Origin of the sequence: Acetobacter lambici, assembly GCF_011516885.1 — a bacterium.
In the GTDB taxonomy this organism is placed as follows: Bacteria; Pseudomonadota; Alphaproteobacteria; order Acetobacterales; family Acetobacteraceae; genus Acetobacter; species Acetobacter lambici.
Genome location: NZ_WOTD01000116.1, coordinates 1 through 2,048, shown reverse-complemented (window position 1 = coordinate 2,048; position 2,048 = coordinate 1). Strand labels below are relative to the sequence as shown.

The window sequence follows — 2,048 nt, the reverse complement described above, 5'->3', positions numbered from 1 at the left end:
AAGCCCGGAATGCGCTGGCTCGGGCGCTCTTCTTCAATCAGCTTGGCGAACTGCGGGATCGGCGTTTTGAAAATCAGGCCTATCGGGCGTCAGGTCTGAACCTGCTGGTGGCAGCGGTCATCCTATGGAATACGCGCTATCTTCAGTCTGCCATCACGACGCTCGGTATTTCAGATGACCTGGCCCAGCATATCGCACCCCTCGGCTGGGAGCATATTTCTCTGACAGGCGACTATCGCTGGAATGTCGATGAGCAGCCCGAAGCTGGCGCGTTACGACCGCTTCGGGTACCTGCATCCCTACTTGTTGCGTGAACCTCAATGTGGCCAGTTCTACAGGTGTTCACTCCAAGCGTACGTAAAATACACTTTCGTGTCGTGATCCCCTTCAGCTCTGCCAGAGCCTTATTAGCCTCGACCAGCGCCTTGAGAACCGGAACCGTTTCTATGTCCGTCTGAGGCGGCAAAGGTCGAATAGGGTAGGTTGGCGTTAACATGACATCCTGACGTGGTAGCGATATCCATTTTTTCTAACACGTCAGAACAATCCGTCAAAGAAATCCGGTTTCTTTGACATGTCATATTCTGCTGTCGGCTTTTATCCCCTGAAGACTATTCCTGCTCTGCCGAAACAATGATGACACAGGGTTTCTGAGTTTTTTCCTGACCCGATGCCGCTTTCTGGCAGGCTGCGATCCTGTCTCTGTTGGCCTCAACCAGCTGGCTGTCCTCACGTACACGTTGCCAGCCTTCAGGATTGCTGACTGCCATCATCATGGCCCCAGAGTTCCAGCGATCTTTCTCCCCGACAATAAAGGATGCCACCCGCGTCCCGATAGAAGAAGGCAGGAGATACGCCAGCACAGGCGATAACCCGATCCCTACAACAAGACATGCAAGACCCACCCCTAACAGCCACCAGTTCTGACGATCCTGCTGACGGGACTGACCAATGATATTGGCAAGAACCCGACGTTCCCCCTGAACCTCACCTATCGCTTTCTGAAACGCTGCCTGCATCTCCTGACTGGCAGAAATCCCGGCCTGACGAATCCCTTGCCCATACGCCTGGGGCGTCATCTTCAGCGTCGGATTGGCCTCAATCGCCTCCATTCGTGCACCGACTGCATTCATAGCCTTCACGACACGGGCCAGATCCTCTGTGTAATCCGGAGGCCGATTGTCCCGCCATGCCTGCGGCAACGCTTCCACGCTGCGCCGGAGCACCGTCATTTCAGCGCACAGATCGGCAAATGCGCGCTCAGCCGGATATGTCTCACTCATGACGTTCTCCATTCAGTAATGAAACCGGCACTGGGCAATCTCGATCCGCTGATCCTCTCCCGCGCGCCCCTGAACCCGGTAGACCAGACGATGTTCTCCCGTAATCCGTCGGGACCACCACCCAGAAAGCTGCCCCTTCAGGGGTTCCGGCTTCCCTATCCCCTGAAACGGATGCCGACGCACATCCTCGATCAGGGCATTGATCTTCTCAAGAACCGCATTGTCTGACTGAAACCACGAAAGATAATCCTCCCAGCCATCTTCATGAAAAATGACTTTCACGCTGACGGTTCACCCTGAGGCTCCAGAAGATCATGCTCGGTTGCCGCCCCGTGCTCGATGTCACGAATGCTCCGCAACAGCCTCTCCGCGTTGCGTGGGCTGCTCAGGAGATGCACGGTTTCCTGCCAGCCGGAGAATTCTTCTTCCGACATCAGCACGACACTGCCTTTCCCGGTCTTGCGGGTCACGACAATCGGCGCACGGCTGTTCACTGCTTCGTCCAGATAATGCGCCAGGTTCTGGCGCAGGTCGGTATAGGAAACATAGGTCATGATCGATCCTCCATGGCCACCATAACGTACAGTTTTCTGTACGTCTCCTGTTTTGCATCTCCCTCTCGATACCGCGTGGTCTGGAGCGAGACACGGCCAGCCCCCACAGATTGAAAACCCGCACACCAGCCGCCTCGAAAGGCGACACGTCGTGGCTGGCCAGAACACGCTGCTCCGGGACGGGCCTCCTCGTCTCCATGATCACGTTGGT

At 56.0% G+C, this 2,048-nt stretch carries 5 protein-coding genes; 1 reads left to right on the top strand and 4 read right to left on the bottom strand.

Going from position 1 to position 2,048, the window contains the following annotated elements; translation table 11 throughout:
- Window positions 1–314, top strand: a 314-nt coding sequence (locus GOB86_RS15325) for a Tn3 family transposase (protein ID WP_165993519.1), incomplete at its 5' end; no start/stop codon positions are given.
- Between the two features lie 297 nt (window positions 315–611).
- Here the strand turns inward: GOB86_RS15325 and GOB86_RS15315 are convergent.
- From GOB86_RS15315 to GOB86_RS15965, 4 genes are all read right to left on the bottom strand, one after another.
- A complete protein-coding gene (locus GOB86_RS15315) occupies window positions 612–1,283 on the bottom strand; it encodes a DUF6118 family protein (protein ID WP_194301219.1) in 672 nt (223 codons plus the stop codon).
- 12 nt (window positions 1,284–1,295) lie between these two features.
- The gene (locus GOB86_RS15310) at window positions 1,296–1,565 is read right to left on the bottom strand and encodes a Txe/YoeB family addiction module toxin (RefSeq protein WP_014106724.1); all 270 of its coding nucleotides are present in this window, start codon (window positions 1,563–1,565) and stop codon (window positions 1,296–1,298) included.
- The gene (locus GOB86_RS15305) at window positions 1,562–1,837 is read right to left on the bottom strand and encodes a type II toxin-antitoxin system Phd/YefM family antitoxin (protein ID WP_010668421.1); all 276 of its coding nucleotides are present in this window, start codon (window positions 1,835–1,837) and stop codon (window positions 1,562–1,564) included. Before GOB86_RS15305 ends, GOB86_RS15310 begins: the two co-directional genes overlap by 4 nt.
- A partial coding sequence (locus tag GOB86_RS15965) for a hypothetical protein (protein WP_206752710.1) occupies window positions 1,834–2,048 on the bottom strand: 215 nt, incomplete at its 5' end. The genes GOB86_RS15965 and GOB86_RS15305, both read right to left, overlap by 4 nt.